The 18590-nt window shown below is 73.9% G+C and carries 14 protein-coding genes; 8 read left to right on the top strand and 6 right to left on the bottom strand.

Annotation, left to right across the window (positions count from 1 at the left end; genetic code table 11):
• Window positions 1-88: 88 nt before the first annotated feature.
• A complete protein-coding gene (locus AB0D44_RS32405; protein ID WP_362597847.1) occupies window positions 89-535 on the bottom strand; it encodes a nuclear transport factor 2 family protein in 447 nt (148 codons plus the stop codon).
• Between the two features lie 87 nt (window positions 536-622).
• Here AB0D44_RS32405 and AB0D44_RS32400 point away from each other — a divergent pair, with 87 nt between their 5' ends.
• Together AB0D44_RS32400 and AB0D44_RS32395 are read left to right on the top strand one after the other, a co-directional pair.
• Complete coding sequence (locus AB0D44_RS32400; RefSeq protein WP_362597844.1) at window positions 623-1198, top strand: PadR family transcriptional regulator; 576 nt, start codon at window positions 623-625, stop codon at window positions 1196-1198.
• Window positions 1195-1968, top strand: a complete 774-nt coding sequence (locus AB0D44_RS32395; RefSeq protein WP_362597841.1) for an SGNH/GDSL hydrolase family protein — start codon at window positions 1195-1197, stop codon at window positions 1966-1968. Before AB0D44_RS32400 ends, AB0D44_RS32395 begins: the two co-directional genes overlap by 4 nt.
• Before the next feature lie 5 nt (window positions 1969-1973).
• Here AB0D44_RS32395 and AB0D44_RS32390 read toward each other — a convergent pair whose 3' ends face one another.
• Window positions 1974-5222 carry an amidohydrolase family protein gene (locus AB0D44_RS32390; protein ID WP_362597838.1) on the bottom strand — a complete coding sequence of 1083 codons (3249 nt, stop codon included), beginning with the start codon at window positions 5220-5222 and terminating at the stop codon, window positions 1974-1976.
• 301 nt (window positions 5223-5523) lie between these two features.
• Between AB0D44_RS32390 and AB0D44_RS32385 the strand changes: the two genes are divergently transcribed.
• Window positions 5524-6222 carry a hypothetical protein gene (locus tag AB0D44_RS32385; RefSeq protein ID WP_362597836.1) on the top strand — a complete coding sequence of 233 codons (699 nt, stop codon included), beginning with the start codon at window positions 5524-5526 and terminating at the stop codon, window positions 6220-6222.
• Here AB0D44_RS32385 and AB0D44_RS32380 read toward each other — a convergent pair.
• Entirely contained in the window at window positions 6192-6578 is a 387-nt protein-coding gene (locus AB0D44_RS32380; RefSeq protein WP_362597833.1) for a MazG-like family protein, read from the bottom strand. The genes AB0D44_RS32385 and AB0D44_RS32380 overlap by 31 nt on opposite strands.
• 457 nt (window positions 6579-7035) lie before the next feature.
• Between AB0D44_RS32380 and AB0D44_RS32375 the strand changes: the two genes are divergently transcribed.
• The 3 genes from AB0D44_RS32375 (at window position 7036) to AB0D44_RS32365 (ending at window position 10963) form a co-directional block, all read left to right on the top strand.
• Window positions 7036-9048: an RICIN domain-containing protein gene (locus AB0D44_RS32375; RefSeq protein WP_362597830.1), complete on the top strand. Its 2013-nt coding sequence runs from the start codon at window positions 7036-7038 to the stop codon at window positions 9046-9048.
• Between the two features lie 132 nt (window positions 9049-9180).
• Window positions 9181-9852, top strand: coding sequence for a hypothetical protein (locus AB0D44_RS32370; RefSeq protein WP_362597829.1), 672 nt, complete (start codon window positions 9181-9183; stop codon window positions 9850-9852).
• A gap of 94 nt (window positions 9853-9946) precedes the next feature.
• Window positions 9947-10963, top strand: a complete 1017-nt coding sequence (locus AB0D44_RS32365) for an endonuclease/exonuclease/phosphatase family protein (RefSeq protein ID WP_362597826.1) — start codon at window positions 9947-9949, stop codon at window positions 10961-10963.
• Between the two features lie 132 nt (window positions 10964-11095).
• On the opposite strand, the gene AB0D44_RS32360 is transcribed toward AB0D44_RS32365, so the two are convergent.
• Window positions 11096-13129 (bottom strand): prolyl oligopeptidase family serine peptidase, encoded by a 2034-nt coding sequence (locus AB0D44_RS32360; protein WP_362597823.1) that lies wholly within the window; start codon window positions 13127-13129, stop codon window positions 11096-11098.
• Window positions 13119-14210, bottom strand: coding sequence for an AI-2E family transporter (locus AB0D44_RS32355; RefSeq protein ID WP_362597820.1), 1092 nt, complete (start codon window positions 14208-14210; stop codon window positions 13119-13121). Before AB0D44_RS32355 ends, AB0D44_RS32360 begins: the two co-directional genes overlap by 11 nt.
• A 114-nt stretch (window positions 14211-14324) precedes the next feature.
• Here AB0D44_RS32355 and AB0D44_RS32350 point away from each other — a divergent pair, with 114 nt between their 5' ends.
• The gene (locus AB0D44_RS32350; protein WP_362597817.1) at window positions 14325-15659 is read left to right on the top strand and encodes an MFS transporter; all 1335 of its coding nucleotides are present in this window, start codon (window positions 14325-14327) and stop codon (window positions 15657-15659) included.
• Between the two features lie 327 nt (window positions 15660-15986).
• Complete coding sequence (locus tag AB0D44_RS32345; protein ID WP_362597814.1) at window positions 15987-17525, top strand: nucleobase:cation symporter-2 family protein; 1539 nt, start codon at window positions 15987-15989, stop codon at window positions 17523-17525.
• Window positions 17526-17577: 52 nt separating this feature from the next.
• Here AB0D44_RS32345 and AB0D44_RS32340 read toward each other — a convergent pair whose 3' ends face one another.
• Window positions 17578-18300 carry a transcriptional regulator gene (locus AB0D44_RS32340; protein WP_362597811.1) on the bottom strand — a complete coding sequence of 241 codons (723 nt, stop codon included), beginning with the start codon at window positions 18298-18300 and terminating at the stop codon, window positions 17578-17580.
• Window positions 18301-18590 lie beyond the last annotated feature (290 nt).

The raw sequence follows: 18590 nt of genomic DNA, 5'->3' as shown, positions 1-18590 counted from the left end.
CCCGTACTGGACGTACTTGGGCTTTCGGCCGGTGCGGCGAGAGTGCGTGCCGGGCACCGCGACGCCGCGGACCTCCGTCAGACACCCCCTAGGGGCGGAGCTGTCCGGCGGCGGCCGGGTCCGGGACGAGGCCGTCGGCCACCAGGCCGGCCAGGACCGCCTGGCCGAGGGCCTGTACGGCGGACAGGGGCCGGACCATCACGGTGAACTCCTTGACGCGGCCCGCACCGTCGAGCTGGAGCAGGTCGATCCCGTGGATCTGCTTGCCGTTGACGACGGCCCGGAAGGGCAGGATCGCCGAGGGGGCCTCCTCGCCGTCGGCGCCGGCCTCGGCCGCGCCTTCGAGGTACCCGACGTAGCGGAGGTCCTCGAACACGCGCAGCAGGACGCCGAAGAGCCCCAGCACCATCGGCTTGCCCTCGAACGGGGTGAACTTCACCGGGCTGTGGAGCCGGATGTCCTCGGCGAACAGGTCGTCCAGTGCGGTGAGATCGCGCTTCTCCACAGCGGCGCGGAAGCGTTCGGCAGTCTCCATGACCCCTCCTGATACTCAACAATATGACTACTCATTTTCTTGAGTATCATGCACCGGACGGACGGGACGAGGGAAGGGGCTGCGGCGATGGCCTTGCGACATGCCGTGCTGGCGGCGCTGTTGGACGGCGAGTACAGCGGATACCAGCTGGCCAAGGTGTTCGACATCAGCGTCGCGAACTTCTGGCACGCCCTCCCCCAGCAGCTGTACGCCGAACTGGCCAAGCTGGAGAAGGAAGGCCTGGTGGCGGGCCGGACGGTGGTCCAGGAGACCCGGCCCAACAAGCGCCTGTTCCACGTCACCGAGGCCGGCCGCGCCGCGCTGGAGGAGTTCGCGGCGGCCGAGGCGAAGCCCTCGGTCATCCGCGACGACCTGCTCGTCAAGGTCCAGAACGCCGACCGCGTCGGCACCCTGCCGGTGATCGAACAGCTCGAGGCACGGGCAGCCGCCGCCGAGACCAAGATCGAGCTGCTCGAAGGCCTGCTGCGGCAGATGCGCGGCGAGGCGGACGAGGAGGAGTTCCTCCTGCGCGGCCGGCGGATCGGCGGATACCTGACGTGCCTGCGCGGTCTGGCCTTCGAACAGGGCCACCGCGACTGGTGCCTGCGCACCGCGGCCGTCCTGAAGGCACGACTCACCGGGGGAAGGACCGACCACTCATGACGCACGATACGTACCTGCGCTACGTCGCCTTGGGCGACAGCCAGACCGAGGGCATAGGCGACGGCGACGACACCGTCGGCCTGCGGGGCTTCGCCGACCGGTTCGCCGAACACCTCGCGGCCGCCCACCCCGGCCTGCACTACGCCAATCTGGCCGTACGCGGGCGGCTGGCCGGCCAGGTGCGCGCCGAACAGCTGGGCCCCGCCCTGGCCCTGCGCCCCGACCTCGTCACCGTCGTCGCCGGGGTCAACGACCTGCTCCGCCCCCGGTTCGACGCCGCGGTGGTGGCCGGCCACCTGGAGGAGATGTTCGCCGCGTTCACGGCGGCCGGGGCGCACGTGGTGACCGTGACGGTCCCCGACCTGGGGGAGATCGCGCCGCTGGCCCGGCCGCTCGCGCCCCGCGTCGCCCACCTCAACGACCGCGTCCGCGCCGCGGCCGCCCGGCACGGGGTCACGGTCGCCGAGATCGCCGCGCAACCCGTCGCCACCGACCCCCGGCTGTGGGCCGCGGACCGCCTCCACGTCAGCCCCCTCGGCCACGCCCGGATCGCCGCTGCCCTCGCCGAGGCCGTCCGCCTCCCCGGCAGCGACGGCTCCTGGACCCTGCCCCTGCCGCCGCGGGCGGCTCCCGGCCGGCTGCAGGCCGCCGGAGCCGAACTGCGCTGGGCGGCCGGCTTCCTCGGCCCCTGGATCGGCCGCCGCCTGCGCGGCCGCTCCTCCGGCGACGGCCGCACCGCCAAACGCCCCGAGCTCCTGCCGGTCGGCTAGCTCGGCTAGGGGGCCCCGCCCGTGCAGCACCCGTCGCGGAGCATCTGGTGCAGGACGGTGCGCCAGTCCCCGGCGGCCGGGGCGGGGGCAGCCGGGTGGGTGAAGGCCCGTTCCAGGGGGGTGCGTTCGCCGAGGGTCCCGGCGCGCACGGTCCCCCGCACCCGGATCAGGTCGGCGAAGTCGGTGAAGGGGTCGCCGTCCACAAGGGTGAGGTCGGCGATCCTGCCCGCTTCGACCGTGCCGAGGCGGTCGGCCACTCCGAAGACGCGGGCCGGCGTACGGGTGACGGTGGTCAGCGCCTCCGCCGGGGACAGGCCGTACCGGTGCAGGGCGCGCAGGGCCAGGTGCAGGTGGAGGCCGACCGGGGTGAGCGGCGCGTCGGTGCCGAGCGCCAGGCGGCCGCCGCCCGTCAGGAGCCGCCGGTAGGTGGCCACTTCCCGTTCCAGGGCCTCGCTCTGCTCCGCGGTGGGCGGCTGGGCGGCGGCGGCCCGGACGGCCTCCACGTCCCAGGGCGGCATCAGGGCGGTGACCCGGGCGTCCTCGGCGAGCGCCGGATCGGCGCCGATCAGCGGCAGGGCCGTGAACGGCGTGGCGATGAGGTCGAAGCCGCCCCGCGTGTAGACCTCCAGGGTGTCCTGGTAGGTGTGGCCCATCGGGGTGGCGCCGTGGCCGTACTCGGCGCGCTCGGTCGCCACCAGGTGCGTGGTCAGGTCCTGGCCGGCCTGGACGCCGGGGGCGCACAGGTGGGAGCCGGCGGGTACGCCCAGCCGCTCGTGGGCGAACCGCGCGGCTTCCTCCATGAGCGCGTAGGGGGCGCGGACATAGGTTTTGACGAAGTCCCAGTCCAGCGCCTCGGCCCGGGCCAGCGAGCGGGCGAAGCCCTCCCGGGTGCGGTGGGCGCGCCCCATGCTGTAGGCGACCCGGGAGCCGTCGAGGAGCTCGCCGCCGGCCAGCAGCCGGGGCGAGGCGAGCAGGCCCGCCCGGATGTCCTCGCGCAGCCGGGCCTGTTCGTAGGCGGAGCCGCCGAGGGAGACGGCGGTGGTGACCCCGTAGGCGAGGTGCAGCGCACCCTGGCGCGCCCCGTAGGTGTACGGATAGGGGTGGACGTGGGAGTCCCACAGGCCGGGCAGGACGGTACCGGCGGAGTGGTCGACCAGGCGCGCCGCGCGGCGGCCGGGCCGGTGGGGCTCGACGGCGGTGATCCGGCCGCCGCTGATGAGGACGTCGGCGTCGGCGCGGGGCGGTGAGCCGGTGGCGTCCCACAGCAGTCCGGCGTGCACGACGGTGTCGACGGGGGCGGGGCGGCGGTGGCTCAGCGCGAGCGGCACGGTCCGGGGGGCCGCGGCGGGTGCGCCCGCGCCGTCCAGGGTCAGCAGGCGCAGCCGGGCGCACGACTGGTAGAGGAGGGTGCGGGAGTCGGCGGACCACGAGGGGTGGTCGGCGGGCTCGTCGGCCAGGAGGCGGGCGGGTCCGGTGGGGGTGCCGTCGGGGGCGACGGGCAGCAGCCACAGGGCCGACTCCCCGACGCAGGCCAGGAACCTGCCGTCGGGCGACCAGACGGGGCCGGAGGCGTAGCGGTCCGAGAGCGAGGCGTGCGGGGCGAGCGCGTGCAGGCGGGCGGAACCGGTGGTGGTGTCGACGATCCGGATGAGGTTGTAGCCCTCGCGGAAGCGGCGGCTGAGACGGTTGCGGTCGCACAGGGCGACGTACCGTCCGTCGGGCGACCAGCTGGGCGGGCCGGGCAGGCCACCGCCGCCGAGGGCGGCGACCAGCGGGGTCTCGGAGCCGGTCGCGAGATCGCGGACGAGGAGCCGTCCGGCGAGGTCCAGGGCGGCGAGCCGCGTGCCGTCGGGCGAGAGGGCCCCGTAGACGCGGCCGCCGCCGGCGAGGACGCTCTCGCGGCCCCCGTCGAGTTCCCTGCGGCGTACGGTGTTCAGCCCGTCGCGGTCGTCGATGTAGACCAGGGCCCGGCCGTCGCGGGTCCACACCGGCCCCTGGACGTACGCGGTGGCGGGTGCCTGGACGACCTTGCGCGGTGCGCCCCCGGTGACGGGCGCGACCCACAGGGCGTTCAGCGCGGCGAAGGCCACGCTGCGGCCGTCGGGCGACAGGCACGGCAGGTGGATGCCGCGCACCGGGCGGCTCCGCTCGGCCTCGAGGACGTACTCCTTGAACCGGCGCCGGGGGCGGGGCACTTCGAGCGTGGCGTCGAGGGGGATCGCGCGGCCGGTGGTGTCCCCGTCGGGTTCGATCACCCGGAAGCCGCCGTTGAGGGTGATCAGCAGGCGGTCGTCGCCGATCCAGCGCGGGGGCGCGGGCGCGAGGTCCCCGTCGAGTCCGACCCTGCGGCCGTCGACGTACAGGCTGAGCAGCTCGGCCTTGCGGGGGCCGGGGGCGGCGGACAGCCAGGCGGTGCGCCCGGCCGGGGAGAGCGCCGGGGTGCGCAGGCTGCCGTCGGTGACGGTGTGTTCGATCCGTACGGGGCCCTGGCCGTCGGCGGCGACGGAGGCGAGGGTCCGCGCGGTCAGGGTGTCGCCGGTGAGGGTGCCGCGGACGAACAGCACGCGGGAGCCGTCCGCCGACCAGACCGGGTCGAAATCCTCCCACGCGACGGGCTCCTCGCCCCGTGGGCCGGGTCCGCCCCGTTCGGGGCCGGAGCCGTTTCGGTCCGGCTGCCCCGGCAGGCCCGTCAGGCGGCGCAGGCGGCCGTCCGCGACCGCGACCGTCCAGATCCGGTACGGGCTGCCCGCCACCGGATCGCCACCGCGCTCGGAGCAGAACGCGAGGGTGCGGCCGTCGGGCGACCAGGCGGGCGCACGGTGGTCGAACGGTCCCTCGGTGAGCGGGCGCAGGCCCGATCCGTCGGCGCGCATCACCCAGATGTGGAAGGAGCCGCCCCGGTAGGCGCACATCGCCACCTGGCGGCCGTCCGGGGAGAAGACGGGGCGGCCGGGCTCCAGGTCGGGCGGGGTGAGCGCGGTCGCGGGCGATCCGTCCGCGGGAAGGGACCAGAGGACGTTCTGGACCTCCGCGATGACCCGGTCCCCGGTGGCGGTGGCGGCTCCGTTCGTGGTGCTGGTGAAGCGCAGCCGGACCGGGTCCCCGGCCGGGGGCGCGGATGAGGGGGCGGCTGAGGGGGCGGATGCGGATGCGGGCTCGGTCTGTGCCGCCGCGGCCGTCGGGGGGCGGCCCGCCAGCGCAGCGAGGGCGCCGGCCGAAGCCGCCTGCAGAACCGTCCTGCGCGCAATCCGCATGCCGACCACTCGCCTCACGTGTCGATCGATGACCGCCCGGCCACTCCCAGCCACTCAAACGATCACGATCCCGTCGCGGCAACGGCCCGCCGAACGCCTTCCGTCGCCGCGCACCGCGGCGGACGTGACGGAAGACGGGGAACGTGACGGACGGGCGACGACGACCTGCCGGCGCAGCGCTCCGAGGGGCACCGCATCCGTTCCGGTGCCTTCCGGGCCGCCGCGCTCCGGCCCGGCGGCGCCCGCACCGCGATGGGGCGCGGGGCCCGGCCGGCCCCGGCGGCGGGGGAGAATGCGGCCCATGACCGACACGACGGAGCCGATGTCGCGACCGATCCCGGGACCGGCCCCGGAGCCGCCGCTGCCGGAACCGGCGGCTCGGGGGCCGCCGGTGCTGGGGCCGGTCCCGGTGCGCCGCCGTTCCGGTGCGGAACCGCTGCACCTGGACGGGGTGGCCCAGGGCCACCTGCTCGGCTTCTGGAGGTGGGCGTTCTCGGGTCTGGTCGGCAACACCATGCGCGGCGCCCTCGCCGAGTACATCGTCGCGCTGGCGCTGGGCGCGGCCGACGGCACGCGGGTGGACTGGGACAGCGTCGACATCCGGCTGCCAGGCGGCCCGCACGTGGAGGTCAAGTCGGCCGCCTACCTCCAGGAATGGGCCCAGGCCAAGCCGTCCGCCATCTCCTTCTCCATCGCCGCGGCCGAGGGCTGGGACGCCACGACGGGAGCCGTGGACCCGGCCCGGCTGCGCCGCGCGGACGTCTACGTCTTCTGCCTCCTCCACCACGGGGACAAGGGCACGCTGGATCCCCTCGACCTCGCCCAGTGGACGTTCTACGTCCTGCCCACCCGCCTCCTGGACGAACACCGGCCGCACCAGCGCACCATCGGCCTCGCGTCGCTGCTCCGGCTGGGCCCCGCACGCACCGGCTTCACCGGCCTGCGGGCGGCCGTTCTCGGCGCCGGAGGTCATTGCGGCAGCGGCCCTTCTCCCCGCTGAGGCGGCGGCGACACGGCGGCCGGCAGGAACTTGGCAGCCTTCAGAGCCAGTTGTCCGGTGAAGTACGAGGCGGCGTCGGGGCGCATCCGGGCCAGGGCGACCAGGCCCGTGATGACGACGTCGCAGACCTCGTCGTGGACGTCGTCCCAGCTGTGGGAGCGGCCCTTGCGGGGATTGGTGCCCTTGGCGCCGATCACGGCTTGGGCCGCCTCGCCGAACTCCTCCCCGATCTTGAGCACTTGCAGCAGGTGGCTCTCCTCCGGCCGCAGACCCTGCTCGGCGTCGGAGGCGTCGAAGCGGGCGGCGAGTGCGGTGATCGTGTCCCATGCGGCGAGCGGTTCGGTATCGGGGTCCATCGTCTGCCTCCGTCGTCTGCCTCCGTCGAGCGGGGCAGCACCCTATCGGCCGGCGCGGCACCGATTGTCCCGTTGTCGGTGGCTAGCAGGGGGATGCGGACGGTTCCTCACGGGTCGTAACGGAGGCAATTCGACAGGTAGTTATTGGATGAATACCTGACTGAATTCCCGTCAATAAGACTCCGGTTGATATCTCGATTTGATAACGACTCCCCCTTGAAGGCCTGGACCAATCCCATGCGACGCGCGTAACTACCCTGTTTTCATTAAGAATTGATGGTTCGTCAAATCAGATCAACAGGTAACGGAACGATTTCTCGAAGCGCCCTCCCCTTTGTCCGAATTCTCCGGCGCATTCGTCTGGCAGGCTTCCGCGCACCCAGTGTTCCGATCTCGATTTGAGGTGCCCATGACAGGACGGCGCAGACGGCGCGAACACCGCCGCAAACCGCGGCGGTTGATACTCCTCACCGCCGCCATGGCCACGGCGGCGGTGATCGCCACCGGTATCGCCTACTCCGGACTCGGCGACGGGGCCCAGGCCGCGGCCCCCGTGGAGGCCGCCGGAGCGGAAGCGGCGGCCCCGGCCGCCGCTCCCGCCCGCGACCAGGAACCGGAGCCCATCGCGAGCGCGCCCGCCAACGAGAGCGAGCGCGGCATGATCTACGACGGCCTCGAGGTCGCCCCGAAGGGCGACCGGTGCGTCGGCGTCTACCGCACGAACGCCAGCCACTGCACGCACGGCCCCGACGCCCCGCCCAAGGGCGTCGACATCACCAAGGAGATCGCACCGGCCGTCAAGGCCTCGGCCCCCGCGGCCGATCCGGCCCGGCCGGCGACCGATGACCCGGCGAGCACGGAAGGCGGCGGGCGTCCTCAGGACGCGCCCGCCGCCGCCGACGCCGCCTCGGCCTCCTCGAAGACGCCCGCCCCCGCGGCCTCGCCCGCCGGAGGCCAGGCCGTCGCCGCGGGCCCCGCGGGCCAGACCGTCCAGTGCGACGGCGACGGCAGCACCGGCAACCGCGTCCAGGTGGTCTACGTCCACGCTCCCGGCCGCGACCGCTACTCCGAGTACGTCGCCTCGTTCCGCAAGTGGGCGGCCGACGCCGACCTCATCTACGCGGCGAGCGCCCAGGAGACCGGCGGTGTCCGGCACATCCGCTACGTGACGGCCGCCGACTGCACCCCCACCGTGCTCAACATCGAGCTCCCCGCCTCGGCGCTGGCCGAGTTCAGCGCGACCAACGCCGCGCTCGCCGCCAAGGGGCTCGACCGCCGCGACCGCAAGTACATGATCTTCGCCGACAGCCAGGTCTACTGCGGCATCGGCACCTTCAACGGCGACGAGCGGCCCGGGCAGGCCAACCAGAGCAACTTCGGTCCCTCGTACGGGCGTACCGACTCCGGCTGCTGGGGCGGGCACACCGCCGCGCACGAGCTCGGCCACAACCTCGGCGCGGTCAACAACAGCGCCCCCAACACCAGCCGCGGCGCGCACTGCACCGACGAGTTCGACGTCATGTGCTACTCGGACACGCCGTACTACCCGCAGATGCGCAACATCTGTACCAACCAGGCGTCCGAGAACATCCTGGACTGCAACCACGACGACTACTTCCACACCAGTCCGAAGGCGGGCAGCTACCTCGCCACGCACTGGAACATCGCCGACAACCAGTTCCTGATGCGCACCAAGGGCGGAGGCGGCACCGACCCCGGTCCGAACCCGAACCCGACGCCCACCAAGAAGCCCACCCCGACGCCGACGAAGAAGCCGACCGGCGGACCGGCCGTGACGGCCGCCCAGATCCAGTCCGATTCCGTCGTGGTGAGCTGGCCCAAGGTCGAGGGCGCCGCCTGGTACCAGGTCCTGCTGAACGGCAAGCACCTGACCTGGGTGCAGTCCCAGGCACTGCGCATCTACAACCTCCAGCCCAACACCGCCTACACGGTCACCGTCTCGGTCCGCGACGGCTCCGGCCGGGACAGCGGCCCGGGCAAGGCCGCCTCCTTCCGTACGACGGGCGCGGGCGGCGGCGCGACCACCCCGGGCACCAAGTACCTGCTCGGCAACGGCAGCACCGGCATGCACGCCGAGGTGTGGGGCGGCCGCGGCGCGGACGGCACCGTGCTCGTCGGTGCGCGGGCCAACGGATACGCCCAGCAGCAGTGGTACTTCGACGACGCGGGCAGCGGCCAGGTCCGCATCCGGTCCGCGGTCTCCGGCAAGTGCCTCCAGCCGGGCGGCACCCCCGCCGCGGGCATGTGGGTCGCGCAGCAGCCCTGCGGCGCGAACGGCGCGCAGGCCTGGAAGCTGACCTCCCGCGGCGGCGCGGTCACCGTCACGGACCCCAGCGGCGGCTTCGCGCTGACCGTGAGCAACCGCCCCTACTACGGGAACTGGCTGCTCGACCTCCAGCGGGCGGACGGGCGCGCCACGCAGGCGTGGACCGTGCAGAAGGCCGGCTGACCCGCCGGTCCACCGCCCCGCCGGCCGGCTGACGGGTGGTCACCGACCGCCCGGGCCGGCCCTCCCCGGCGGACGGCCGCACCGCGGCCGTCCGCCGGTCCCCTCACCCCAGCCACCCGGAGCACCGCCACGATGCGCATACGAACCGCTTTCCCGGCCCTGCTGGCCGCGTTCGGCCTCCTGTTCCTGACCCCCGCCGCCGCCCACGCCCACGGAGACACCGTGAAGGTGACGGTGACCGGACAGCGGGACGGCCACGTCACCGCCGACGTCACCTGGGAGAACGACGGGGACGCCGTCGAGGAGGCCGTCGCCGCCACGGTGAACGCCGTCAGCGTCGACGGCACCCGCACTCTCGGGCCCTGGCGCCTGATCCGCGACGTCGCCGCCGCCCCCGCGGGCTGGACCACCGCCGAGGTACTGCCGCCCGGCGCCTGGAAGGTCACCATCGACGTGGGGTTCCCGGACCTCGGGCACGGCGAACTCGAGATCGCCGTACCCGTGGTGGACCCGGCGCCCACCACCGGACCGGCGGTCCCGAGGCCCCCGGCATCCGCATCGGCAGCTCCCTCCGCATCGGCGCCGGCGTCCGCATCGGCACCGGCTTCCGCACCCGCCCCCGTCGGCAGTCCCTCCGCTCCCGCCACGCCGCCCGCCCCGGCCGGGGACCGGACGGTCTGGTGGACCACGGCGGGTGTGGCGGCAGCGGCACTGGCCGGCGCAGCCGGCGGCCTCCTGTTGCGCCGCCGCCGGGTGAGGCGGATGCGCGCCGCGGGCCAGGGAGCGGAGCGGACGACCGGCTAGTGCTCTGACCGGACGCGGTGGCCACAAGGCACGGGGTTCGGGGTTCGGAGTCCGGGGCAGAACCTCGAACCCCCTTGCGGTCGTCCTCGGGGTCATGAACGTGCAAGCAGTCACGCCCACGGCCCCGCGCCGCCGCCGGGTCCTCCCCCGCGTCCCCCGCGTCCCCCGCGTCCCCCACCTCCCGCGCGGGCGCCGCGGCCGCCGCGGCCGGTTGACCGCCGCCCTCGCCGTCCTCGTGACGCTGCTGATGCTGCTGCACGGCTGGGTCCCGGACAGCGGACCCCACCTCGGCAGTCTCGTCGAGACCTTCCTGCCCTGGACCGCCGCGGCGGTCGTGGCGCTGCTCGCCGCCGCGCTGCTGCGCCGCTCCCGGATGGCGCTGGCCGCCGCCGCGCTCCCCGCCGTCACCTGGGCCGGCCTCCACGGCGGCACGTTCCTCGACCGGGCCGCCGGCGGCCCGGCGGATCTCACCGTCGTCACCCACAACGTGGACGACGTGAACCCCGACCCGGCGGGCACCGCCCGCGCCCTCGCTGCCTCGGGCGCCCAGCTGATCGCCCTCGAGGAACTGACCCCGCCCGCGCTGGGCACGTACGAGCAGACGCTCGCCGCGACCCACCCGTACCACGCGGTGGCGGGCACGGTCGGCCTGTGGAGCACCCACCCCCTGCGCGATACGGCCGCGGTGCCGCTCGTTCCGTGGCGCAGTGCCCTGCGGACCACCGCCGACACCCCCCAGGGCCCGCTGACCGTCTACGTCGCCCATCTGCCCTCCGTACGCCTCCGCCTCGGCTCGGGCTTCACCACCGACCGCCGCAACGAGGCCGCGGACCGGCTGGCCGCGGAGCTGGACTCCGCCCCGGCCGGGCGGGTGCTGCTGCTCGGCGACTTCAACGGCACCACCGGCGACCGGGCGCTGGCGCCGGTGACGGGCCGCTTCCGCTCGGCCCAGGAGGTGGCGGGCGCGGGCTTCGGCTTCACCTGGCCCGCGCGGTTCCCCGTCGCCCGCATCGACCAGATCCTGGTCCGCGACCTCACCCCGGTCGCCGCCTGGACCCTGCCGGCCACCGCCAGCGACCACCTTCCGGTGGCGGCGTCGCTGCGACGGTGACCGGGGCGGTCCGACGGGCCGGCCGGACCTGGTCCCGGCGGCCTGGTCCCGGCGGCCTGGTCCCGGCGGCCCGGCCCCGGCAAGCCCGGTCCAGCGACCCGGGGCCGGCGACCCGGGGCCGGCGTGCCGGTCTCAGCGGCCCGGCGTCAGCCGTTCCCACAGGAAGGTGTGCACGAGTGCCTCGTTGAACGCCGTCTGCTCGTGGTCGGTGGCCCCGGAATGGCCGCCGCCCAGGTGCTCGTGGAAGAGGACGGGGTGCCCGGCCGCGCGCAGCCGGGCGGCCATCTTGCGGGCGTGCCCGGGGTGGACGCGGTCGTCGCGGGTCGAGGTGAGCAGCAGCAGGGGCGGGTACGCGGGCCCCTGCGTCCGGATCCGGTGGTAGGGGGAGATCTCCTCCAGGTGGGGCCGGTCCGCGGGGTCCTCCGGGTCCCCGTACTCGGCGGTCCAGCTGGCGCCCGCGAGCAGCCGGTGGAAGCGGAGCATGTCCATCAGCGGCACGTGCGCGACGACGGCTGCGAAGAGCTCCGGCTCGCGCGTGAGCATCGCGCCCATGAGGAGGCCGCCGTTGCTGCCCCCCTCGATCCCCAGCTGGGCGGGGGTGGTGATGCCGCGGGCGGTGAGGTCCCGGGCCACGGCGGCGAAGTCCTCGAACGCCCTGACCCGGTTCGCCCCGAGCGCGGCCCGGTGCCAGTCCGGTCCGTATTCGTGCCCGCCCCGGATCCCCGCGACCACGTACGTTCCGCCGCGCGCCAGCCAGGCCCGCCCGGTGACCGCGCTGTACTGCGGGACCATGGAGGTCTCGAAACCGCCGTACCCGTACATCAGGGTGGGGCCGGGGCCGGGCCGGTCCTCGGGGCCGACGACGAAGTACGGCACCCTCGTGCCGTCCGCGGAGACGGCGAAGTACTGGCGCACGGCGAGCCCGGTGGTGTCGAACAGCGACGGTCCCCGCTTCACGCTCCCGCTCGTGCCCTCGCCCGCCGTGCCGCGGTAGAGGGTGGACGGCTGGAGGTAGCCGGAGACGTTCAGGAAGTACTCGTCGCCGACGTCCGGGTCGGTGCAGGTGACGGAGGCCGTGGACAGCGGGGGTACGCCGGCCAGCGGTGCACGGCGCCAGCCGTCGGGTCCCGGTCCCGGGGTCAGGATCTCCATCCGGGAGGACACGTCGGCGCGGGTGGTGAGGATGAGGTGGTTGCGGGTCCAGCTCCACCCGGCGAGCGCGGTGTGCGCGTCGGGGGTGAACAGCACCGTGGCCTGCCGCTCCCCCGCCCGGAAGGCGTCGAAGTCGAAGGCGAGCAGCGTGCCCGCGTCGTGGCCGAGCCACGGCGACTTCGGGGCGACGATCAGCCACTCCCGGTGGACGGACGCGCCCGCGTCGTCGGGTACCTCGATCTTCTCGGGCTCCGCGGCCGAGCCGTCCTGGGGGCGCAGGAACAGTTCCTGGTGCCAGAAGTCGATCTGCCGGTGGAGGAAGTCCCGTTCGAAGCCCGGGGTGTCGTCGTACCAGCCGGAGACCGACAGGTCGCCGGGCCGGCCCTCGTAGACGAGTTCGGCGTCGGCCAGGGGGGTGCCGCGCCGCCAGCGGCGCGCCTGGAGCGGGTAGCCGGAGGCGGACATCGAGCCGGGGCCGAAGTCCGTCCCGATCCAGACCCGGTCGCGGTCGATCCACCCGATCGTGGTCCTGGCCTCGGCGACTTCGAACCCGCCCGCGACGAACTCCAGTGTCCGCAGGTCGAACTCGCGCACCACGCAGGCGTCCGCCCCGTCACGCGACAACAGGACCAGGGCGTGGCGGTAGTCGGGTCCCAGGACCCTGCTGCCCGCCCAGGCCCACTTCTCCCCCTCGGCCTCGGCCAGGGCGTCCAGGTCCAGGACCGGCTCCCAGACGGGCCGGTCCTTGACGTACTCCTCCAGCGTGGTGCGCCGCCACAGCCCGCGGACGTGGTCGGCGTCCTGCCAGAAGTTGTAGAGGTGGGCGCCGCGGCGGACGACATAGGGGATCCGGCCGTCGTCGTCGAGGACCTCGAGGATCGCGCTCTCCAGTACCTTGAACCCGGGGGTCCCCGTCAGCGTGGCCACCGTCTCGTCGTTGCGCTCGCGGACCCAGGCGAGGGCGGCCTCGCCGGTGACGTCTTCCAGCCAGAGGTACGGGTCTTCATCGCTCATCCGGCGATTGTGCCCGACGCGCGGCACCGGTCAGGGCGAGACCCCCGTGTCGGGCGTCGCGCAGGGCCGTGCGCACCGACCAGGTCACGGAGACCAGCGGGACCGCGACGACGGCGCCCACCACTCCGGCGGCGATGGCGCCGGCGACCACCGAGATCGCCACCACCAGCGGGTGCAACCGCACCGCCCAGCTCATCACCAGCGGATGCAGCAGGTGCCCCTCGATCTGGCCGATGACGACGATCAGCGCGACCACCAGGCCCGCGGTCAGCGGTCCCTTCGCGGCGAGGGCGACGACCGCGGCGATCGCGAGCGCGACCGGGGAGCCGATGAGGGGGACGAAGGCCGCGAGGAACTCCAGCAGCGCCAGGGGGACGGCCAGCGGCACCCCGAGGAAGTACAGGGCGAGCCCGACGAGGACGGCGTTCGTCGCCGCGACCATCACGATGCCGTGGGTGTAGCCGGTGAACGTGCGCCAGGCGGCGCGCCCGGCGACCGCCGCCCGCTCGCGGGCCGCCTCGGGGAGCTGCGCGCAGAACCACGACCACTGGCCGTCCCCGCCGTGCAGGAAGAAGACGGAGGAGAAGACGGCGAGGGCCAGGACCGTGAGCACCTGCACCAGGTGTCCGGCTCCGCTGAGCGCCGTACTGAGCAGCGTCGAGCGGTGGCTCGACAGGTACTGTCCGACACGGGACTGCACGTCCGACAGCGCCCCGGGGCTGAGCCGGAAGGGCGGCTGCTCCAGCCACCGTTCGATGCTGTCCAGGCCCGCGCGGAACTCCCGTACGAGCGTGGTGCTCTCCCCCGCCACCGCCTCGCCCACCAGCGCCAGCGCGCCCAGCAGCAGCGCCGCGCTGCCGAGCAGGCAGCCGGCGACCGCCAGGGACCGGGGCATGACGCGTGCCAGCCGCCGGGTGGGGCCGCCGAGCAGAGCCGTGACGACGAGGCCGAGGAAGAGCGCCACGCCGATCTCGTGGAAGCGGCCCAGGACGGCGAAGACCGCGTAGACGGCGGCGCCGACGACCAGCAGGCGCCAGGCGTACGACGCGGCCGTACGAAGGAACGCTGACACCGGCGGCATGTCGCATGGGTGCCACGGCGGGGCCCCGGAGGCACGCGTGCGGTCCCGGATTCGCCCGTCCGGGGCGGATATTGCGTTGCCCGGCGGGGGCGGGAGCGCCGACGATGACCCCTCGTGAGTACCTCCCGCTGGGCCGCCGTGCTGCCCGACTTCGCACCCTGGCGTTCCAGCCGCGACTTCCGGCTGCTGTTCTACCAGGGCACGGTCACGTTCTTCGGCTCGTTCATGGCGATGATCGCGCTGCCGCTCCAGATCAAACACCTGACCGACTCGCCGCTGGCCGTGGGGGCCATGGGCGCGGTGGAGCTGGTACCGCTGGTGGTCTGCGGGCTGTACGGGGGCGCGCTCGCCGACGCCGTCGACCGGCGCCGGCTGATCCTGCTGACCGAGGCGGGGCTCGGGGTGCTCGCGCTGGTGCTGCTGGTGAACGCGCTGCTGCCGAGCCCGCTGCTGTGGCCGCTGTACGTGGTGGCGGCCGGGGTCTCGGCGCTGACCGGGCTCCAGCGGCCGGCGCTGGACTCGCTGATGGCGCGGATCGTGCCGCACGACCAGCTGACGGCCGCCGCCGCGCTGAACGGGTTGCGCTACCAGTTCGGTGCGATCGCCGGTCCGGCGCTGGCCGGCCTGGTCGTCGCGTACGCCGGGTACGCCTCGGCCTACTCCGTCACCGTCGCCGGTTTCCTGGTCTCCGTACTGCTGTGCCTGCGGCTCGCTCCGGCTCCGCCCGCGGGCGGGGCCGAGCGCCCCTCGCTGCGGGGGATCGCCGAGGGCGCGCGCTATGCGTGGAGCCGTCCGGTGCTGCTCGGCACGTACGCCGTCGATCTCGCGGCGATGTTCTTCGCCTTCCCGAACGCGATCTACCCGTTCCTCGCGGACGAGCTCGACGCGCAGTGGGCCCTCGGCCTGATGTACGCGGCGGGCGCGGTGGGCTCCCTGGTGCTGGGGATGACCAGCGGCTGGACCTCGCGGGTACGGCGGCACGGGCTGCTGGTGGTGTGCGGGGCCGCGGTGTGGGGGCTGGCGGTCGCGGCCGCGGGCTGGTTCCCGGACGTCTGGCTGGTCCTGTTGTGCCTCGCGGTGGCGGGCGCCGGCGACATGCTCAGCGGGCTGGGGCGCGCGACGATCTGGAACCAGACCATCCCCGAGGGGCTGCGGGGGCGGCTCGCCGGGATCGAGGTGCTCTCGTACAGCGTCGGCCCGCAGCTCGGCCAGGTACGGGCCGGCACGATGGCCGGCTGGACCGGCACCCGGCCGGCCTTCTGGGGCGGCGGCCTGGCCTGCGTGGTCTCGGTGGCCGTGCTGGCGGCGCTGCTGCCGAAGCTGGTCTCGTACGACGCGGACACCGACGAGGACGCGCTGCGCCGCCGGGCGTCCCGCGAGGCCGGACCGCAGAAGGAGGCGGAGGCGCAGGGGGAGGCGCAGGCGGAGGCGCAGGCCGTGGTGCCGTAGGGACGGGGGACGGCGCGGACGGCAGGCGGCCCCCGGGGGAGGGGGGATTGCCCATCCGGGGGTTACTCGCGAGGCAACACGTTCCGTGGGCTATGGTGAGCGCCCTCGGTCGAGTCCCCCTTCGGATCCAATGATCAAAGACGGATCCGCTGCGTCGATCGAAGGACGTCCTGCCAATCCAGGACCCATTGCGCAGTGCCAGAGCGACGTGGTGCCGGCAACACCGCCCGGCGTCGGCTCGGTGCGAGCCGGCCTGCCCTCGTCCTGCCACCCAGGACCGATGGCGGCGGCCCTCTCAATCACCTACCTCGCGAAGGCAAGGCAGAGATGGCAAGAATCTCCCGACAGTCCTCCCCACAGACCTCCCCGCCGCACCCCCCGCAGACCTCCCGGCGAGGCTCCCGGCAGCCGGCCCATCCCGTCGACGAGCTGCTCCCCTTCCCCAAGCTCGCCCTCTACGGCTTCCAGCACGTCCTCGCGTTCTACGCGGCGGCCGTCATCGTCCCGGTCCTGCTGGGCAACGCGCTGGGCCTCTCGCGCGAGGATCTCGTCCACCTCGTCAACGCGGACCTGCTGACCTGCGGCGTTGCCTCGATCATCCAGGCCCTCGGCGTCGGAAGGGTCGGCGCGCGGCTGCCGCTGGTCCAGGGCGTCACCTTCACCGCGGTCTCGCCCATGATCGCCATCGGGACGGGAGCGGGCGGCGGCACCGCCGGCCTGCTCGTCGTCTACGGGGCGGTGATCACGGCGGGCCTGGCCACGTTCGCCTTCGCACCGCTCTTCAGCAAGCTCGTGAAGTACTTCCCGCCGGTCGTCATCGGCACGATCCTCACCATCATCGGCATCACCCTGATCCCGGTGGCCCTCCAGGACGCGGCCGGCGGAGCGCACCTCATCGGCACCCCCGCCTACGGCGACCCGAAGAACCTCGCGTACGCGCTGGGCACGCTGTTGTTCATCCTGGCCGTGGTCCGGATCGGCAAGCCGTTCCTCAGCGGACTCGCCGTCCTGCTCGGCCTCGCCGTCGGTACGGCGGCGGCCTGGCTCTTCGGGGACGCCGACTTCGGGGCGGTGCAGGAGACCGCCTGGTTCGGGGTCACCACGCCCTTCCACTTCGGCACGCCGCGGTTCGAGCTGCTGCCGATCGTCGCGATGCTCGTCGTCATCCTGATCACCATGGTGGAGACCACCGGGGACGTGTACGCCATCGGCGAGATCACCGGCAAGCGGGTGGACGCGGACACCGTGGCCCGGGCGCTGCGCGCCGACGGGGTGGCGACCGTACTCGGCGGCGTGCTCAACTCCTTCCCGTACGTGGCGTTCGCCGAGAACATCGGGCTGGTGCGCCTGTCGAAGGTGATGAGCCGGTACGTGGTCGTCGCGGCGGGCCTGTTCATGGTCATACTGGGCCTGCTGCCCAAGGCGGGCAGCCTCGTCGCCTCGGTTCCGCATCCCGTGCTGGGCGGCGCCGCGCTGTCCATGTTCGGCATAGTCGCGGCGGTCGGCATCCAGATCCTGGGGAAGGCCGATCTGCGCGAGGAGCGCAACACCCTGATCCTGGCGGTCAGTCTGGGCGCCGCCCTGCTGCCGACCACGGTCGCGCCGTTCTTCGACCGGATGCCGGACGACGTGAGGGCCGTGCTCGACAGCGGGATCACGCTGGGCGCCCTGACGGCGATCGCGCTGAACCTGCTCTTCAACGTGTTCACCAGCCGGTCCACGCGGGAGATCGACTGGGAGGAGCACGAGGACGACTACGGCGCCGGCCACCAGGACGGCCACCGGGACGGCTACGGGGGCCGCCGCGCAGGGGACTTCGGGGAGGGCGCCGCCGGCGGTCCGCTCCTGGGCGGGGCCGCCCGCTGAACCGGACGCGGGCCGGGAAGGGACGTCCGCGACGTCCCTTCCCGGCCCGCCGTCACCGGCCGCCCACGGGGAAGGGCGGGGCGTCGCCCTCCTCGCCGATCAACTCCCAGAAGTGGTCCACCAGTCGGCGCAGGTACGCGGCCCGCTCCGTCGCGACCTCCTTGAGCCGGGCGTCCGCGTTGCGGGCCACCAGGTGCCCCATGTACCGCTCCGAGAACGCGGAGAACTCCGCGTGCATGGTCCGCAGCGCGTCGCCCACGCTGGTCGCGTCCACCACCACGATCTCCGCGACCGGTTCCACGTGCGCCTTCCAGCGCCCGTCCACGGCCGACCGCAGGTGCTCCGCCAACTCGTCCACCCGGCCCATGATCCCGATGAGCTTGCGCAGCGACAGCCCGAGGGCTTCCACCAGCGCCCTGGTCTGCCACGCGTCCCCGTCCCACCGCCGGGCCGCCTCGGCTGCGCGGTACTCGGAGGGGTCCATGCCTATCCGGTACGCCAGCCGCTCCACCGTGAGTTTGCGGGCCAGCCGGTGCTCTGCCAGCGTCCGCGGTTCGACGCCCATCAGGGCCGTCGCCTCGCACCACAGGACGTCGGCCAGGGCGAAGAGCTGACGGTCGGAGGGCACGTGCGTGCCCTCCTCCCAGGCCGTCACCAGGTGGGGATGGACGGGGGTGCCGCAGGCGGCCATGGAGTGGGCCACCTGGGCGGCGCTCAGGCCCATGCGGGCTCGCGCGGACCTGGCCTCGGCGGGGGAGAACGGAGTGCTGTGCACGTGCGGGACACCTCGCAGCCCCCTCGGGCGCCTGGCCTTCGAGGGGAGGACGGATTGATGGATGAACACCAAGCGCGGGCACACTAACAGATGTTCGCCAGGTCGAGACCGTCCTTGCCCCTACGATTCAAAGGCCGGATGGGTGTTCCAGGTTCGAAGCCCGCAAGCATCTGGGCGAAGGATCCGAAAGGGAGGGGCCTAGGGGGTGTCTGACGGAGGTCCGTGGTGAAGGAGCGGTGTCCGGTGCGTGCTCTCGGCGTGCCGGCCGGATGCCCCCGTACTGGACGTAC

Source organism: Streptomyces sp. NPDC048349, from assembly GCF_040651925.1.
Classification (GTDB): domain Bacteria; phylum Actinomycetota; class Actinomycetes; order Streptomycetales; family Streptomycetaceae; genus Streptomyces.
The sequence above is the reverse complement of the archived record's forward strand: the minus strand, read 5'-3'. Positions and strand labels throughout refer to the sequence as shown.